This is a genomic window from Streptomyces sp. NPDC048419 (genome assembly GCF_043200415.1).
Taxonomy (GTDB): domain Bacteria; phylum Actinomycetota; class Actinomycetes; order Streptomycetales; family Streptomycetaceae; genus Streptomyces.
This window is the reverse complement of the sequence record NZ_JBICXT010000037.1, coordinates 1-15,463: the sequence shown is the minus strand read 5'-3', so window position 1 is coordinate 15,463 and position 15,463 is coordinate 1. Positions and strand designations below refer to the sequence as shown.

17 protein-coding genes are annotated in these 15,463 nt (G+C 67.9%); 9 read left to right on the top strand and 8 right to left on the bottom strand.

Annotated elements, in window-relative coordinates:
* Positions 1–72: 72 nt before the first annotated feature.
* The 6 genes from ACGFYN_RS42380 to ACGFYN_RS42355 form a co-directional block, all read right to left on the bottom strand.
* Positions 73–258 carry a hypothetical protein gene (locus tag ACGFYN_RS42380; RefSeq protein WP_393871359.1) on the bottom strand — a complete coding sequence of 62 codons (186 nt, stop codon included), beginning with the start codon at positions 256–258 and terminating at the stop codon, positions 73–75.
* Positions 259–394: 136 nt separating this feature from the next.
* Positions 395–1,162 carry a conjugal transfer protein gene (locus ACGFYN_RS42375; RefSeq protein ID WP_393871358.1) on the bottom strand — a complete coding sequence of 256 codons (768 nt, stop codon included), beginning with the start codon at positions 1,160–1,162 and terminating at the stop codon, positions 395–397.
* A 1,136-nt stretch (positions 1,163–2,298) separates the two neighbouring features.
* The gene (locus ACGFYN_RS42370; RefSeq protein WP_393871357.1) at positions 2,299–2,478 is read right to left on the bottom strand and encodes a DUF397 domain-containing protein; all 180 of its coding nucleotides are present in this window, start codon (positions 2,476–2,478) and stop codon (positions 2,299–2,301) included.
* A gap of 9 nt (positions 2,479–2,487) precedes the next feature.
* Positions 2,488–3,342 (bottom strand): helix-turn-helix domain-containing protein, encoded by an 855-nt coding sequence (locus tag ACGFYN_RS42365; protein ID WP_393871356.1) that lies wholly within the window; start codon positions 3,340–3,342, stop codon positions 2,488–2,490.
* Between the two features lie 7 nt (positions 3,343–3,349).
* Positions 3,350–3,874 carry a DUF6879 family protein gene (locus tag ACGFYN_RS42360; RefSeq protein ID WP_393871355.1) on the bottom strand — a complete coding sequence of 175 codons (525 nt, stop codon included), beginning with the start codon at positions 3,872–3,874 and terminating at the stop codon, positions 3,350–3,352.
* On the bottom strand, positions 3,846–4,253 hold the full coding sequence (locus tag ACGFYN_RS42355; RefSeq protein WP_393871354.1) for a hypothetical protein: 408 nt from the start codon (positions 4,251–4,253) through the stop codon (positions 3,846–3,848). The genes ACGFYN_RS42360 and ACGFYN_RS42355 overlap by 29 nt, the downstream gene beginning before the upstream one ends.
* Positions 4,254–4,300: 47 nt before the next feature.
* Here ACGFYN_RS42355 and ACGFYN_RS42350 point away from each other — a divergent pair, with 47 nt between their 5' ends.
* From ACGFYN_RS42350 to ACGFYN_RS42325, 6 genes are all read left to right on the top strand, one after another.
* Positions 4,301–5,203 carry an ATP-binding protein gene (locus ACGFYN_RS42350; RefSeq protein WP_393871353.1) on the top strand — a complete coding sequence of 301 codons (903 nt, stop codon included), beginning with the start codon at positions 4,301–4,303 and terminating at the stop codon, positions 5,201–5,203.
* A 110-nt stretch (positions 5,204–5,313) separates the two neighbouring features.
* Complete coding sequence (locus ACGFYN_RS42345) at positions 5,314–6,255, top strand: hypothetical protein (protein ID WP_393871352.1); 942 nt, start codon at positions 5,314–5,316, stop codon at positions 6,253–6,255.
* Between the two features lie 185 nt (positions 6,256–6,440).
* Positions 6,441–7,865, top strand: coding sequence for an amino acid permease (locus ACGFYN_RS42340; protein WP_393871396.1), 1,425 nt, complete (start codon positions 6,441–6,443; stop codon positions 7,863–7,865).
* Positions 7,866–7,867: 2 nt separating this feature from the next.
* The gene (locus tag ACGFYN_RS42335; RefSeq protein WP_393871351.1) at positions 7,868–9,229 is read left to right on the top strand and encodes a glutamine synthetase family protein; all 1,362 of its coding nucleotides are present in this window, start codon (positions 7,868–7,870) and stop codon (positions 9,227–9,229) included.
* A 138-nt stretch (positions 9,230–9,367) separates the two neighbouring features.
* On the top strand, positions 9,368–9,631 hold the full coding sequence (tgmA, locus tag ACGFYN_RS42330; protein ID WP_393871350.1) for a putative ATP-grasp-modified RiPP: 264 nt from the start codon (positions 9,368–9,370) through the stop codon (positions 9,629–9,631).
* Positions 9,631–9,981 (top strand): MvdC/MvdD family ATP grasp protein, encoded by a 351-nt coding sequence (locus ACGFYN_RS42325; RefSeq protein ID WP_393871349.1) that lies wholly within the window; start codon positions 9,631–9,633, stop codon positions 9,979–9,981. The genes tgmA and ACGFYN_RS42325 overlap by 1 nt, the downstream gene beginning before the upstream one ends.
* Before the next feature lie 63 nt (positions 9,982–10,044).
* Here the strand turns inward: ACGFYN_RS42325 and tnpA are convergent, their stop codons facing one another.
* Entirely contained in the window at positions 10,045–10,461 is a 417-nt protein-coding gene (gene tnpA, locus ACGFYN_RS42320; RefSeq protein WP_393871348.1) for an IS200/IS605 family transposase, read from the bottom strand.
* A gap of 25 nt (positions 10,462–10,486) precedes the next feature.
* Here tnpA and ACGFYN_RS42315 point away from each other — a divergent pair, with 25 nt between their 5' ends.
* The 3 genes from ACGFYN_RS42315 (at position 10,487) to tgmC (ending at position 13,551) form a co-directional block, all read left to right on the top strand.
* Positions 10,487–11,710, top strand: coding sequence for an RNA-guided endonuclease InsQ/TnpB family protein (locus ACGFYN_RS42315; protein WP_393871347.1), 1,224 nt, complete (start codon positions 10,487–10,489; stop codon positions 11,708–11,710).
* Between the two features lie 180 nt (positions 11,711–11,890).
* On the top strand, positions 11,891–12,427 hold the full coding sequence (locus ACGFYN_RS42310) for a hypothetical protein (RefSeq protein ID WP_393871346.1): 537 nt from the start codon (positions 11,891–11,893) through the stop codon (positions 12,425–12,427).
* Positions 12,424–13,551 carry an ATP-grasp peptide maturase system methyltransferase gene (tgmC, locus tag ACGFYN_RS42305; protein WP_393871345.1) on the top strand — a complete coding sequence of 376 codons (1,128 nt, stop codon included), beginning with the start codon at positions 12,424–12,426 and terminating at the stop codon, positions 13,549–13,551. Before ACGFYN_RS42310 ends, tgmC begins: the two co-directional genes overlap by 4 nt.
* Before the next feature lie 572 nt (positions 13,552–14,123).
* Here the strand turns inward: tgmC and ACGFYN_RS42300 are convergent.
* Positions 14,124–15,463 (bottom strand): zinc ribbon domain-containing protein (locus tag ACGFYN_RS42300; protein WP_393871344.1); only part of this gene is annotated, 1,340 nt, incomplete at its 5' end.

Below are 15,463 nucleotides of genomic sequence, written 5' to 3'. Positions count from 1 at the left end.
CATTCGGCTGTGCAGGCCTGGTGCGCCGTCACCGTTCGGCCCATGGCCGCGAACGGTCGTCGGAGCGCGGCATCAGGTGTCTCCGGTGGATCCTTGCTCCTCGAGGTCCTCCAGGACTGCCGCGCCCATCGGTACCTGCCGGGCCAGCGTGCCCACGAGGGGGATGCTCTGCCACCATGGCCTGCAGGGCATGGTTGCCCATTCCTTGAACATGTTGATCCAGCTGTTGCCGAGGTCGTTGAGCTGTCTGGCGAGCATCAGGCTGTGCATCGTGTTCGTCGCAGCCTCCCTTCCTGAACGTGCCGGTCTGCAGAGCGGCGATCTCCCACCGTCCGGAGCGGGCCTTGAGGGGAGCTCGTAGGCCAGCGGCCGGAGCTGTCGCGGGCCTCGACCGTCACGTAGATGCGGACCCTGGTGCCGTCGGCCGGAACCCGGCCGGTGGCCGCGGCCTCCTCGACGGTGGAGATCTGCGGCACGGTGATCGTCTGGTAGGGGGCGGGGGAGACGGCGGTGAGGTGCACGCCGGGTGCGAGGAGTCGACCTCCGCGGCCCCGGTCAGGTAGGCGGCGAGGAACTCCCCGACCGCGGAGGAGAGATCACCGTCCGGGACGCTCACGGTGTAGGGAGACGTGGTCTCGGCGGCGCGGGCCGGTCCGGCGACCACGCCGGGCGCGCCGGTCACCGTGAACGAGGTGCCCGTCCGGTCGGCGGCCACCGGCACCGTGTAGTAGTGGACCCATCCGTCGGCGTCCTGCGCAGGCACCGTCACCGACCAGGAGCCGCCGCCGGTCTGCGCCCTGCGCGGCGTCATCACGGCCTCCGGCGTCGACTGTGCATCCGTGGCCGGCTGCGATAGATCCCCGTTCGGCGCCATCGAGCGCGCAAGCCGCGCCTGCGCACTCCTGGCGTCGTCCGCGCTGCTGCGCAGCCACGCGCGGACGAACAACTGCGCATATCCGGACGGGTCGGTGGCACGTGCCGGGGCGGTGCGCATGACGGCGGGTTTCGCGGACGGAGGGGCCGCCAAGGCGGCCAGCCTGGACAGCACCGCGACGCTCAAGGTGACGGGCCCGGCCACGATCACGCTGAGCAGAGCCAGCCGGGTGCCCGCAGCCGTTAGGGCGCGGTTCTTGCTCCGCGAGACCCGCTTGGCAGGAAGCATGGTGGAACTCCCAGGTCAGGACGTGTACTTGCTGACCTTGAGGTAACCCAACGCCCCCGACCCGACCACCGACCACGAGACCCCAACCACGGTGACGAACAGGACACAAATGGCGTGGTTGGGGTCATGGTCGGGCCAACCATGACCCCAACCACGCCCCAGACCGGGACGCATGGGGTGGGCAGCCGTCAAAACAGTGGCGCGGGATAGTGGGACCGTCGAGCCGGTCCGGGAGCGGGGCCCCCTTGAGCGCACACAAGGGCGGACCGGGGTGCCTCCCGGGCGTCGGCTGGTTAGTGCGCAACCTACGACGGCTGCGCAGGCCGATTGCGCAGGGCCTCCGGGATCGTTGCGCAGCCCGGTGCGCAATGCCCGCTGGCCCCGCTGCACAGCTGCACAGCTGCGCAGCCGCGACTGCGCAACCCCCACCACAGCAGTCCGGTGGGCATGTTGCCGGATCGTGACCGGTGATCGAGGCTTGTGGGTGTCGGTGTGGTCGGGGCCAAGGAGAACTGACGGCATGGATCTCGCGTACCGCGCCTCACTCGACGACCCCGCTTCCTTCGAACCTGTAGAAGTCCACGGCGTCAGCGGGCCAGCGCGCGGGTGTTCGCGATGAGCCGCTTCGGGGTGGGGATCCGGTGCGGAGGCATGGCGGGGGCCAGTTCAAGCAAATCGCCAACGGCTTGTTTCGTGACGCCCGGCTCTCGTTTGAGACGAACGGGGGTCTTCGGTCTGATCAGCACCCGCCAGGACGGCTGGCGGAAGAGCGTCAGTGACTTGGCGCGCTGGGGCCGCGACGGAGAGGCCGTCGTGAAGAGCGGGTTGAAGGAGTCCGAGAAGGATGGCTTTTGGGCAAGGGAGCACGAGCGCAACCCTCGTATGCGACGGCCGCTGCACCACCTGCGCGTCCGCCGGCACCGACCACCTGGAAGGAAGCACCTTGCGACGGACGCGTCCCGCACATCGCCCCAGGGCGCGGCGGCAACGCCGCTGAGGCCGGCCTGACTGGATGACTACTGAGGCCGGATGTGTGATATGCCACGAAACTATGACATCCGTACCCGCGCATGGACTCAGACGGATCGGATTCCTGCTGATCGGCGCGGTTCTTTAGGAGGCGAACCGCTAACGTTCTACGCCGCCTTGGCGTACTCGACGAATGCCATCCAGGTGTCACGTCGAACGGCCAGGATTCGATCGCGCGACTTCGTGTCCCGGACCATCACGTGCTGCAGGTCGTTGTCGGCCACTTCAACGCAGTTCTCCGTCCCGGTGTAGGAGCTGGTTCGCCAGTTCGGGTCCACGGGGCGCATGTAGTTCTCCTAGTCGCTCGGCACCTGATCGAAGTGGTGGATCGCTGTGAGGATGAGGTCGCGCACGGCGGTTCCATAGACCGCTGACTGCTTCAAGAGGGCGAACGCCTTGGTGTACAGCTCGATTTCACGGGGCTGGGTGACGGAGAACTCCGCCGAGTAGGTCTCGACGAGGACCAGCTTCTCGTCGAACATCGAGAAGGAGTTGCCGGGCCAGATGCCCACGGGTGCGGACCGGGGGATGATGCCCAGGCTCAGTCGGGGAAGCCGCATCACGGCCAGCAGGCGGTCGAGTTGGCCCTTCATCACTTCCGCGCCTCCGAAGTTTGTGTAGAGGGCCTGTTCGCCGAGGACCACGTTGAAGATCCGGTTGCCCTGGTAGAGGTACTGCTGTCGTTCGAGCCGTTTGGCGGTGGCGGCTTCCGCATCGTCGGGGATCTCGTAGTAGTCGACGACCTGTCGGAATGTCTCGGCCGCGTACTCCGCCGTCTGGAGCGTTCCCCACACGAGCGTCGGGTGCCAGATACGGAAGACCTTGGTCTTGGCGTAGACCGGGATGGCCTTGCGTTGCCTGCGTTCGGCTCCGGTCTGGAGTTGCCGGCGCCATTCCAGCCACAGCTCGTCGATGTGCCGCACCGTGGCTATCAAGTCGTCGAGGTGCTCTTGTCGGTTGGTCGTGGCGCACCAGACCCGGATGTCGTCTTCGCTGGGGTTCTGCTTGCCGTTCTCCAGCCGAGAGACTTTGGACTCGGCCCACCCTGTGGCCACGGCGAATGCCCGGCCGCTCGTGAATCCCGCGTCCTTCCGGAATCCACGCAGCCGGGCACCGAGCGCCTCGCGTGCTTCTTGAGCTTGGTTATTCACTGATAGGTCAGGGCTTGTACTCGGTGTGGGGGATGGCGGCGGCCCAAAGCCGGTCGCGCACGCGGACGCACTTGGCCACGGTGTCCTGGTCCTCGACGATTTCTGACCCCAGCACCCGACCCTCTGGGTCGAAGTGGCCGACAGCGAGGAGACGGTCGTCGTACAGCCACCAGTCGTTGGCATCGACCGGGAACGTGATGCCCTCCGGCAGCTGGTGCCGTGGAAGCCACCGAATGTCCTCGCCGGCCTCCAGGTTGCGATGAGTCAACGAATGTTCCCAACGGACGTACTGGGAGTGCGGCTCCGTGACGACCCGGACCCGTCTGACGACCTTTCCTTCGCCCGAGACGCGCTTCATGAGCGTCACCCAGGGATCGAGCCACGCATAGTCGTCGGGCTCGCCTCGCTGCCAGCGCGCGTAAGGAGTGTCCTCGAGGGGAGACCCGTAGCCGTCCCTCAGCTCCAGGTGGAAGGCGTCGCGTTCGAAGCTGTTGAACAACTCGTCACGCTGGGCTGGGGTGATCAGGTCCACTGTTCTCCTCCAGTAGGGCCGTGATCGAGGACTTGGGGACCTCGATGCAGGTCTCATAGTCGGGGATCCGCATCTGGCTCAGCGCCTCGGGATCGGTCATTTCCGGGCCTTGTAGGATGCACGTGCCCTGTTCCGTGACGAGCATGATCGGTGCAGTGAAGCTCTTAATCTCGCCGGTCACGTGCCCGTCTTTCGTCAGGTGCTCGAACAGCTCCGGCGGTACCTCGATCACTGACTGGCCTTCGGGCGTGTCGAGTTGCATGAGCAAGTCGTTCGCGTACACCTTCCAGCCTTGGATGACGTAGCTGTCATGGTCACTGGCGTACAGGGTGGGGCTGTCTCCGGGGGTGGAGTTCTTACCAAGGAAGCGTAGCTTCACGGCTGATCTCCTGTCCGCTGCCTTGCGCTGGTTTGCACGACACATCGATGGTCTGCGAGGCATTCAGGGCACGTCAAACCATCTACTGCAAACTCGCGCAATCTTCTTGGGGATTGAACGCTCAACGCCCTACGGTCGATCCCGAACCTTCAGCAACCGAGGCACTCGCTCCGCGTTACAGCAGACAGGGGAATGCGCCGTGCCCACCCATGAGAGCCGCCCACCGGATCGGCCAGAGCATTTGCCACAGCGCCCTCTCCGTCCTCCAATCCGGGGGCCAACCAGATCGAGCTGCCCACAAGCGACCCGGAGGACACACCGTGATCCACCACCCCACCACCGCGGATTCGGGCGTCACGTGGGGAACCCTGTCCACTCCACCCGAGGGACTACCGCACAAGCCGTTTCCCGTTGGCGCTCTGCTCCGCTATGAACAGCGCCTATCCGCGTCCTGGCACCTGCCGGGCCGCTCCCTGCACACACCGCGTGCCGCCCGCAGACACGTGACCAGCACCTGCCGGACCTGGCACGTCCCCCGCCAGATCACCGACAGCCTCGCGCTGATTGTCAGCGAACTCACTACCAACGCCGTCGTCCACGCGCGCGGCGACACCATCGCCGTCGTTCTCTTGCTCTCCCCGCACCATGTCTGGCTGAGCGTCACCGACGAGGGGCGTTCACGCGCACCCGTTACCCCGCGGACAACGACCGGCGACGCGGAGGACGGACGCGGCCTCCACCTCGTCGAAGCCCTCGCCAGCCACTGGCGCACCAGTACTGGCCCAAGCGGTACCCGCGTCTGGGCATGCATGGCCCTTCCCGCGCGCCCGCCCACCCAGGCCGGATCCGCCCACGCCGCCACGGACGAACCCCAGCTCCACCACCCAGCCGATCCGCCACACCCACCCCACCACCAACTGCCGGGACACCCCCCACGCCCAAACCGTTAACCAGCCCGCCCACCACCTACCGGGGCACACACACGACGGCACTCGACGACACCGCTCTGATCGTCAGCCCCGTCGGCGGCGACAGTGAACTACGCACTGCCCTGGAGGACTTGAAGCTGGGCCGCTACCTCGCCGCCCGTGACCTGCTCTGGCGAACCGGCCCGAACTGGGCGTTGCGCACCAGCCGTAGCCAGCTCCTGGCCGCCGGCGCAGGCGAGCCCGGCGTCTTCAAGACGTGGTCGGATGAGGAACCCGGAAATGCGGATGCGGCGATGATGTGGGCCCGCGCCCTGACCCGGGCCGCGCTCGCCGCGCACCGCACCAAGCGCAGCCCGCAGGTGGTGGCGCGTGCCGCGGGTCTGGCCCAGCAGGCGTGTGAGCGGGCGCGGGCTCTGGTGCCGGCGTGTCCGGTGCCGTGGGTGGATCTGCTGCAGCTGACGCAACTGCCGTTCGCGCCGCACCATTTCGATCCCTACGCCCACACGCGCGGGCTGCCCTGGGATGCGTTGAAGGATCCGGCGATGCATCACCGGGGCCCGTGGCCGCTGTTGACGGAGATCAACTGGCGTCATGCCGGGAACCGGGAGGGCCACCACCGCATGCGCGAGTACTTCCAGCGCCGCTCCCATCAGCCCGCGGCCGCGATGAACTACGCGTGCTGGATCGTCGCCCGCGGCACCCACAACCCCGAACTGCTCGTCCTGCCCCTGTACGCGCTGATGGACATCTACCGCCAACGGCACGGTGACGGCCACGGCGGCGCACTGCAGTTCTGGCAGACCGCCCAGGTCCACCACTACGCGAGGCGCGCCTACGAGGACTGGTTCGCGCGCGTACCGCCGGTTGAATACCCATGGCTTGCGCTGTCCGACCTCAGCCACCTCGCGCACGCACTCGTGGCCTGCGGTGAGACCCAGCACGCGGCGCACGTGTTCCACGCCATGGGCCCCTACGCCACACCCCAGCCGTGGCAGGACATCAACACCAGCCTGGGCCGCTCCAGTGACTGGCGACATGAATTCCTGCGCATCCGCGCCTCCACCCTGCGCTAGCCGCGGCCCCGATGAAAAGCCGCGCACCGCCCTCTTCGGTGCTCTCGACGCTGTCCTTGCCCCCATCCTCCCTTCCCACCTGAAAGTGGATCCTGGTGTCTCACAGAAGAGCCAGCACAGCAGGCCCGATCAGCGATGACGACGTTCTCGCATCCTTGGGTATCAAGCCTGAACTGTCGCGCAAGATGGGCGCGTTCGGGAACTTCGCGATCTCGTTTTCGGTGATCTGCATCCTGGCCGGCGGCATGTCCCTGTTCGGGTTCGGCCTGGGCCACGGCGGGCCGGTGGTCATGCTCGGCAGCTGGATCGTGATCGGTTTCATGACGCTGCTGGTCGGTCTGTCCCTGGCCGACGTCGTCTCCGCCTATCCCACCAGCGGCGGCCCGTACTTCATGGCCGAGAAGCTCGGCGGGGCCCGCTGGGGTTGGCTGACGGGCTGGCTGAACCTGCTCGGCCTGCTCGGCGCGATCGCCGGCATCGACTACGGCGCGGCCGCCTTCACCAGCGCGTTCATCCAGCTGCAGTGGGACATCGCGCCCACCACCGGCACGACCATGACTCTCTTCGGCGGCATCCTGCTGGTGCACGGCCTGCTCAACTCGGCGGGGGTGCGCCTGGTCAACGTGCTGAACTCGATCTCGGTGTGGTGGCAGCTGCTCGGTGTCACCGTCATCGTGGGCGCTTTGACCATCGCCCCGGCCCAGCACCAGTCCGTGGCCTTCGTGTTCACGCACTTCCACAATGACACCGGGTTCTCCAGCACCTTCTACGTGGCGCTCATCGGCAGCCTGCTGGCGGGCTACACCTTCTGCGGCTACGACGCCTCCGCCCACGTGGCCGAGGAAACCACCGACGCGCAAGTGTCCGCGCCCCGCGGCATCGTGCGCTCCATCGGGGTCTCCTGGGCGGCCGGGTTCGTGCTGCTGGCCGGGCTGCTGTTCGCCATGCAGGACTACACCGCCACTCAGAACTCGGCGACCGGGGTGCCGCCCGCGCAGATCTTCCTCGACGTCCTCGGCATGAGCGGCGCCAAGGCGCTGCTCGTGGTCGTGATCGTGGCCATGCTGTTCTGCGGCAACGCGGAGGTCGCCGCGGCCAGCCGCATGGTCTACGCGTTCTCCCGCAGCCGGGCCCTGCCCATGTGGCAGAGCTGGCGCATCGTCAACGCCCGCACCAAGACACCCACCCGCGCGGTGTGGTTGGCAGTGATCGTGCCGTTCGTCCTCGCCCTGCCGGCCCTGTGGTCCCCGGCCGCGTACGGCGCCATCACGGCAATCAACGCGGTCGGCATGACCCCGGCTTACGGCATCCCCGTCTTCCTCGCCCTGCGCAAGGGTGACGCCTACCAGCCGGGGCCGTGGAGCCTGGGCGTCTGGCGCACCCCGATCGGCGTGATCACGGTCGTCTACGTCGCCGTCATCACCCTCGTGTTCTGCCTGCCGCAGTCCACACCCATCACCCCCGCCTCCTTCAACTACGCCGGGCTGAGCCTCGTGGTGGCGCTGGGGCTGGCCTGGGGCACGTGGCTGACTCGCGGCCGACGCGACTACCAGCTCACCGCCGCCCACACCGCCCAGCCCGGCGAAGCCCTGCTCAGCGAAGGTTTCTGACGATGAACGCATCGACCGACCACGCCGCGGCGCCCTGGCCCACCGGACCAGTCACCCGGGACGGCCTGCAACGCCTGCTGAAGGACCGATCGGTCACCGACATCATGCTCGCCGTGCCGGACCTCCAAGGACGTCTGCTCGGCAAGACCTTCAACGCGGTGGTCTTCCTCGAGCGGATGACCGGCGGGGCGGAGATGTGCTCCTACATCCTGGCCACCGACATCGACATGACACCCCTCGACGGCTTCGAAGTCACCGGCTGGGACGAAGGCTTCGGCGACTTCCTCGTCACCCCCGACCTGGACCACGTCCGCATGCTGCCCCACCGGCCCGGCACCGCCCTCATCTTCGGCACGCCCGTCCACGACGACGCCACCCCCGTCGCCGTGGCCCCCCGCCACATGCTCGCCACCCAACTACTGCGCCTGCGCCAACTGGGCTACCAGGTGAAGGCGGGCGTGGAAGCCGAATTCGTGCTCTACACGGACGGCCCGTTGGGCCGCGAACCGGCATGGAGCACGAACCTCGACTACGCGCTGCAACACCCGCCCGCCGTCGGCGACGTCTTCCACGCCCTGGGCGAGGCGCTGAGCGACGCCGGGATCGTCCACGAGGCCTTCAAGACCGAGGGAGCACCAGGACAGTGCGAGGTGACCTTCGCCTACGGCGACGCCCTGGCCGCCTGCGACGACTACGCCGTCTTCAAACACCTCACCCACCACATCGCAGGCCGCTACGGCATGACGCCGGCCTTCATGGCCGCCCCGCAGACCGGGGTCGGCAGCGGCCTGCACCTGCACCTGTCGCTGTGGAACGAGCACGGCGATCCCGCATTCGTCCACCACCGCGGCCAACAGCTGCCACCCGCGATGGAACGGGCCACCGCCGGACTGATCTCCGCGCTGCCACACCTGGCCCCGCTGTACGCGCCCACCGTCAACTCCTACAAGCGCTACCGGCCGCACTCGTTCGCCCCCACCCGCTACAACTGGGGCTTCGATCACCGTGGCTGCGCCGTCCGCATCACCGGCCATGGCGCTGGTGCCCGCCTCGAGGTCCGTCTCGCCGGCACGGACGCCAACGCCTACCTCGCCCTGGCCGCCTACACCGCAGCCATCGCCCACGGCCTGGACGAGGCACTGACGTTGCGGCCTGCGTGCGACGGCGACGCCTACCACGACCGGGACTCCATCCCCCTCTACCCCGACCTCGCCGAAGCGCTCACGTACTTCGAACACAGCACCGCCGCACAGTTCCTCCTCGACAAGAACGTGGTGCAGCACTACGCGCACGCCGCACGGGCCGAACTCGCGTGGTCCCGTTCGCAGGTCACCGACGTCGAAAGGCAGCGCGGGATCCGATGAACTCCCTGCCGCCGGGTGATGACTCCCCCCTCGGCGGCAGGGGTCGACGTTCCCCGGCCGGACGGTGGGCCGGGGAACGTCCTGGCAGCACCAGGCAATGACTGCCACCGTAGAACCGCCCGAGACATAAGGAGATCCATGCAGGCCACAGCGCCGGACGATCAGCTCGCCCCGTGGGGCGTCAGCCGTATGAAGCCGTTCCCGCCCGCTGACGTTCTACCGGCCGCCCGTGCCGTCCTTGACGCCGCCACACAGACCGCCGCGTGGACGGACCCCGACGGCAGCCTGCTGCCGGCACTGGACAAGCACAAGCGGTCGGAGACGTCGAGGGAGACCACGACGAAGACCAGCATGGACGGCACCTCGGACGATGGCAGCGACCAGCAGGGAGACAGCGACTGATGACCGCGGGTGGGCCGCCCGTCCTCGTCGTCACCCGCCTGGACGACGCGACTGCCGACGAGGTGATCACCGAACTCAACCGGCGCCAGGTGCCCGTGGCGCGCCTGGACCCCGGTGACTTCCCCACGACGGTCACCGCGGCAGCGAAGTTCGACAGCATGGGGACCGGGGGCTTCCTGGCCACCGAGACCCGCACCGTCGACCTGGACAGCGTGCGCTCGGTGTACTGGCGGCGGCCCACCCCCTACGGCGCCGACCGTGCCATGAGCGAGCAGACCGCCCGCTGGGCTGTGGCGGAGGCTCGCTACCGGGATTCATTCGCAGTGCCCCGGCGTTCACGCCGGGGGTGAAGCGATTCTGATGGTGGCGACGCGGAGCGTCGCCGCATCTGCTAGGGCGGAGCCGGAGAACGCTCATACTGGCCGGTTCTGCTGTTCGATGTACTGCCTGACCACGGTGAGCGGGGCGCCGCCGACGGTTCCGGCGAAGTAGGAGCCAGACCACAGCTTGTTGGCCCGCCAGTAGTGGCGTACCAGGTCGGGGAACTCCTGGCGCAGACGGCGCGAGGAGACACCCTTGAGGGAGTTGACCAGCTTGGTCACGGCGACCTTGGGCGGGAAGTTCACCAGCAGGTGGACGTGGTTGTCCTCGCCGTTGAACTCCACCAGATCGCACTCGAAGTCCGTGCACACCGATCGCATGATCTCCTCCATGCGCCTCAAGTGGGCATCGGTGAACACTCTGTGCCGGAATTTGGTCACGAAGACCAAGTGCACATGCATCACGAAAGCACAGTGCCTACCAGTTCTGATCTTCTGCATCTCACCCATAACCCAAGTATGTATCGTGACCGTCATGCAGCTCCGGTACAGCTTTCGCCTGTACCCGGACCCCGGCCGGCAGAGGGCGTTGGCGAAGGCGTTCGGGTGCGCCCGTGTCGTGTTCAACGACGCGGTCCGCGCCCGTGAGGAGGCCAGAGCGGCCAAGCAGCCGTTCCCCAAGGCCGCAGAGCTGTCGAAGAGGCTGATTACCGAGGCGAAGCAGACGGTGGAGCGGTCCTGGCTGGGCGAGGTCTCTGCGGTCGTCCTGCAGCAGTCCCTGCGGGACGCCGAGACCGCGTACCGCAACTTCTTCGCCTCCCTCAAGGGCGATCGCAAGGGGCCCAAGATGGGTGCTCCCCATTTCAAGTCCCGCAAGGACAAGCGGCAGTCGATCCGGTTCACGGCCAACGCCCGCTGGTCCATCACCGACAGTGGCCGGCTGAACCTGCCGAAGGTCGGTCCGGTGAAGGTGAAGTGGTCCCGTACCCTGCCCGCCACGCCCTCCTCCGTCACCGTCATCAAGGACGCGGCCGGCAGGTTCTTCGCCTCCTTCGTCATCGACACCGACCCCGCCGCCGACGCGCGCCGGATGCCCGACACCGACCGCACCATCGGCATCGACCTCGGCCTGACCCACTTCGCCGTCCTGTCCGACGGCACGAAAATCGACTCCCCCAGGTTCCTGCGCCGCGCGGAGAAGAAGCTGAAGAAGGCCCAGCGGGAGCTGTCCCGCAAGCAGAAGGGATCCAAGAACCGGGAGACGGCCCGTCTCAAGGTTGCCCGCGCCCATGCCAAGGTCACCGACGCCCGCCACGAGTTCCACCACCAGCTCTCCACCAGGCTGATCTCCGAGAACCAAGGGATCGCCGTGGAGGACCTGTCGGTGGCGGGACTGGCTCGCACCAAGCTGGCCAAGTCCGTGCACGACGCCGGATGGTCATCGTTCATCAACATGCTCCAGTACAAGGCGGAGCGGTACGGACGCACCCTGGTGAAGATCGGCCGGTTCGAGCCGACCTCCCAGACCTGCTCCACCTGCGGTGTCAAGGACGGACCCAAGCCCCTCGATGTCCGGGAGTGGACGTGTGCCGCCTGCGGCACGGTCCACGACCGGGACCACAATGCCGCGATCAACGTGAAGACGGCCGCCGGACTGGCGGTATCGGCCTGCGGAGCGCCGGTAAGACCAGGAGCAATCCCGGCGCAGCGCGAAGAAACAGGAAGCCACGGATTCCCGACCCCATCCCGTGCCGCGTAGCGGCACAGCAACGATCGAGAAGGCCAGAATCCTCGGGCTTCAGCCCGAGGAGCAAGTCAAGGGCTCGGCGGCATCCTCGCCGCCCTCCCGGGCGCCCGCTACCTGAATCACCCCTGGCGCAACCGCGATGCCGAGTACAAGCCGGCGCAATTGGCGACGGCTGCCCGCTGCGGGCTGACCGTGCCTGCCACCCTGATCACCAACGACCCCGACCAGGCCCGCGCGTTCGCGGCCGAACACGGGCCGGTGCTCTACAAGCCGCTCAGGGAAACCGACTACGTCGACGCCGACGGCCGGGCACTGACCGTGTGGATCGACGACGTCACCCCTGGCCAGATAGACGACCGGATACGCCACACCGCGCACCTCTTCCAGCAGCGCGTGGCCAAGATTGCCGACATCCGGCTGACCGCCGTCGCACAGCGCCTGTTCGCCGTCCGGATCGACGGCTCTCCCGGCGTCGACTGGCGACGCCACTACGACCAACTCACCTACACCTCGATCACGGCTCCGCCCGAGATCGCCCAAGGTGTACGCGCCTACCTGGACGCCTTCGGCCTGGTCTTCGGCGCCTTCGACTTCGGCCTGGACCCCGAGGGCCGATGGCCCTTCTATGAGTGCAACCCCAACGGCCAGTGGGCCTGGTTTCCCGACCACATCACCGCCCCGATCACCGCTGCCCTTGCCGATCAGCTCCAGCACGGAGGCCACCCATGACCGCCGACCCGGCCCAGCTCCGCCACGCCCTGGCCGCATCCATCCCCGTGGAAGATCCCGCATGGCGTCATACGCTCGCAGCCGTCCCCCGCGAACTGTTCCTCGACGACACGGTGTTCCGCCCATCCGCCGGCCAGTGGGAGCCCCTACACCGTCGTACGGCCGGCGATGAGGAATGGCTCCGCCTCGTCTACCAAGACATCACGTGGGTCACTCAGGTCGAGGGCATGGCCGCCGCGGACGCCTCCGGGACGCTGGCCGGCCGGCCCACCTCCTCCAGCACCCTGCCCTCACTGATCGTGCGCATGCTCGACCTTGCGCACATCCAGGAGGGTGACAACGTGCTGGAGATCGGCACCGGCACCGGCTACTCCACAGCCATTCTGTGTCACCGTCTCGGCGACAGGAACGTGTACTCCATCGAATACGACCCGCGTCTTGCCGCTGCCGCGGCCGGCCACCTCCACGCTGCCGGATTCTTCCCGACGGTGGTCACCGGGGACGGGCTCGCCGGACACAAGGACGCCGCCGGCTACGACGCGATCGTGGCGACCTGCGCGGTCCGCTACATCCCTCCCGCCTGGCTGTACCAGGTCCGTGACGGCGGAACCATCACCACCACCCTCAGTGGATGGATGCTCGCCTCCGGCCTCATCCGGCTCACCGTTCACGACGACGGCACCGCGACCGGCCGCTTCGCCGGAGACCAGGTCGGCTACATGCTCGCCCGCCCCCACGAACGGCCGCCCCGCCCCACCTACTACCAGCGCCCCGGACGCACCCGTGCCGCCTGTTTGGACCCCGGCCTTCTCGACGATTGGACCGGCCAGTTCATCGCCCAGCTCGCCGCGCCCTCCGCCGAACTCATGACCACTGGCGACGGCGTGATCCTCGTAGACGTCGCGACCGGTTCGCAGGCGTGGACCGAGCGCGCCGGAAAGGGATGGCAGGTCCATCAGTACGGCCCCCTCCACCTGTGGGACGCCGTCGAGGAGGCCCTCACTACTTGGCAGGATGCCGGAGCGCCTCCACAGTCCGACTTCGGTATGACCGTGGAGGCCGACGGCGCCCAACGCGTCTGGCTCGGGCAACCCGACGGACCCGCTTGGCACCTGCCGGTCTGACCCAGAGCCCACGAAGGGGCAAGGGTGTAACAACCGTTCGCTGGGGCCGCGCAATGCCGCGGCCCCAGCGCCCCACCCCCTGTCGGAGGGAACTGAATGCCCACCCAGCGCCTGACGGAGCTCCCAGACGAAGTGCTGCGGTTGATCCAGAAGGCCAGCGGCCGTCGGATCGATGTCGGGACCATCAACGCCGGCCTGAACAGTGCCATCGCCGCCCGCGTACACACGGCCGACCGCACCCTGTTCGTCAAGGGCCTGCCTCTCGATCACCCGCGCGTGTGGACCCAAAAGCGGGAGGGACAGATCAACCCCTACGTCCGGACAATCGCGCCGGAATTGCTCTGGCACATCGAAGACAACGGCTGGAGTCTGCTCGGCTTCGCGTACGTAGACGGCCGACACGCCGACTTCACGCCCACGTCGTCCGACCTGCAGGCAGTCATGGCCGCCATGATGCGGTTGGCCGATGTCCCAGCTCCGGCGCTCGAGTTGAAGAGCATGCCGAACCGGTTCCGCTCCTTCGTGGACGACCCGGCAGACCTGTCCTGGTTCGCTGGTGACAGCGTCTCTGATCAGCTAAGCGATCCCATGCGGACCGTAAGATCCGGCGCGGGTTCTGCCCACCTGGGTGGGGAAGCGTGGGCGTGGAGATGGAATCCCGCGCCCAGTGCTGCTCCGCGTGGCCGGTGTCGGCTGGTGGTGGGTGTGCTGATCGTGGTCACGCTCTGGTGCCGGTGGGCTGCGCGGGGCAGCCGGGTCCGGTCCGTTGGTGCGTGTCCCTCCGGACGCTGACCGGCACGGCCGAGGGGCCGCGTCGGGGAGGGAACCTCACGTCGCCCGGGCGTGAGGCGGTTGGTTCTTGGCCGTGTGGGGCCGGTCTTCGACCGGTCCGTCCGGTGGGTCTTCGGGGTGGCCGCGATGACGGACTTGGCTTCCATCGCGTCCACCACGGCGCGGATCACCATGGCGCCGCTCGTGCGGTCCACAACTGTCTTGGTCTGGTGAGCGAGGCCGCGTGCGGCAATACGTCGCCAGGCGCCCTGGTCCCGGTCGCCCTGCCAGCCGCATCCGGGGCAGATGGCCCACTTCCAGCCCGGCACGGTGGGCCGGTCCGGTGCCTTGCGGTGGCGGAGCGAGGTCAGACACGCGGGGCAGTGCCTGGAGGTGTTGCGCGGCGGCACAGTAACCACGGCTATACCGACTTCGGCGGCAAGGTGGCGCATGTGGTCGGCGATCTGCCCGCGCACCGTCTGCGAGAGGCGGGTGTTCTGGGTGCGGCCCATGCCACCGGCTTCCATCGACCGCAGGTCTTCCAGGTAGATGACCGTGGCCCCGGCCGCAACAGCTTGGTCCACGGCCCAGCGGGCGGCAGACCATGCCAACGCGTCATTGAGGTTCGAGCGGCGCGCCGAGACGCGCCGGATCTCTTCCGCCAGGGTCGCCGCCCTGCTGTCCAAGGAGGGGTCGGCGAGCCGGTCGTAGTGGTCGGTCTTGGCGTGCAGACGCTCCGAGATTCGACGCAGCCGGTACTGCTTGGCCAGCACACCAGCGGCCCGGAACTGCGCGCCCGCCCCGAGATCGGTGATCTGTCCCTCGTCGTGCAGCCGGGCCGCACCCGTGCTGAGAAGGGTGTTCAGGCCCCAGTCCACGCCGAGCGCGACCGTGTGGCCGGTGCGCTGGATCTTGGGCACGGGGTGGGTGTAGGCGAGATCGGCGCGTACCTTCCCGCCCGCGATGCGCAGGGTGGGCAGGTGGATCACCGCGTTCGCCGGAACCGTGGGCGGCAGCGTGATCGAGCACTCAACCCAGGTCCAGTCACGATATGTCTGCGGGCTTGGCCGAGTGGGGAGTTGCAGCCGCAGCAGGGCCTTCGTCGGCTCGATCGCGGACCGTTCGATGGCGGCCTGCTGCC